This is a genomic window from Alkalicoccus luteus, from assembly GCF_012034335.1.
Taxonomy (GTDB): domain Bacteria; phylum Bacillota; class Bacilli; order Bacillales; family Salisediminibacteriaceae; genus Alkalicoccus; species Alkalicoccus luteus_A.
Genome location: NZ_JAATHJ010000063.1, coordinates 1 through 1,546, shown reverse-complemented (window position 1 = coordinate 1,546; position 1,546 = coordinate 1). Strand labels below are relative to the sequence as shown.

At 55.0% G+C, this 1,546-nt stretch carries 1 rRNA gene; it reads left to right on the top strand.

The features are described from left to right. Positions 1-13: 13 nt before the first annotated feature. Positions 14-1,546, top strand: a 23S ribosomal RNA gene (locus HCN83_RS18265); the annotation flags it as partial.

Genomic DNA, 1,546 nt, shown 5'->3' with positions numbered 1-1,546 from the left:
GCACGTATCAGATGGTTAAGCGACCAAGGGCGCACGGTGAATGCCTTGGCACTAGGAGCCGATGAAGGACGGGACGAACACCGATATGCTTCGGGGAGCTGTAAGTGAGCTGTGATCCGAAGATTTCCGAATGGGGGAACCCCCCTTCCGTAATGGGAAGGGATCCACACCTGAATCCATAGGGTGTGAGAAGGCAGACCCGGGGAACTGAAACATCTTAGTACCCGGAGGAAGAGAAAGCAAACGCGATTTCCTGAGTAGCGGCGAGCGAAACGGAATCAGCCCAAACCAGAAGGCTTGCCTTCTGGGGTTGTAGGACACTCCATCGGAGTTACCAAGAGAGCAGATAGAGGAAGCGGCCTGGAACGGCCCGCGGGACAAGGTAAGAGCCCTGTACTCGACATCTGACTCTCCTCCGGAGTGGATCCTGAGTACGGCGGGACACGTGAAACCCCGTCGGAATCCGGGAGGACCATCTCCCAAGGCTAAATACTCCCTAGTGACCGATAGTGAACCAGTACCGTGAGGGAAAGGTGAAAAGCACCCCGGGAGGGGAGTGAAATAGATCCTGAAACCGTGTGCCTACAAGTAGTTGGAGCCCGTTAATGGGTGACAGCGTGCCTTTTGTAGAATGAACCGGCGAGTTACGATCCCGTGCAAGGTTAAGCCGCAAAGGCGGAGCCGCAGCGAAAGCGAGTCTGAACAGGGCGCATGAGTACGTGGTCGTAGACCCGAAACCGGGTGATCTACCCATGTCCAGGGTGAAGTCCAGGTAACACTGGATGGAGGCCCGAACCCACGCATGTTGAAAAATGCGGGGATGAGGTGTGGGTAGGGGTGAAATGCCAATCGAACTCGGACATAGCTGGTTCTCCCCGAAATAGCTTTAGGGCTAGCCTCGAGGGAAGAGTCTTGGAGGTAGAGCACTGATTGGACTAGGGGTCCCTACAGGATTACCGAATTCAGTCAAACTCCGAATGCCAATGACTTATCCTCGGGAGTCAGACTGCGAGTGCTAAGATCCGTAGTCAAGAGGGAAACAGCCCAGACCAACAGCTAAGGTCCCCAAGTATACGTTAAGTGGAAAAGGATGTGGAGTTGCTTAGACAACCAGGATGTTGGCTTAGAAGCAGCCATCATTGAAAGAGTGCGTAATAGCTCACTGGTCGAGTGACTCTGCGCCGAAAATGTACCGGGGCTAAACGTATCACCGAAGCTTTGGATGGTCACACCGTTAGGTGTGGCCGTGGTAGGGGAGCGTTCCAGGGGCGGCGAAGCACGATCGGAAGAACGTGTGGAGCGCCTGGAAGTGAGAATGCCGGTATGAGTAGCGAAAAGAGGGGTGGGAATCCCCTCCGTCGAAAGCCTAAGGTTTCCTGAGGAAGGCTCGTCCGCTCAGGGTTAGTCGGGTCCTAAGCCGAGGCTGAAAAGCGTAGGCGATGGCAAACAGGCGAAAGATTCCTGTACCACCTTGTTTCCATTTGAGCAATGGGGGGACGCAGGAAGGTAGGGAAAGCGCACCGCTGGACGTGTGCGTCGAAGCAGA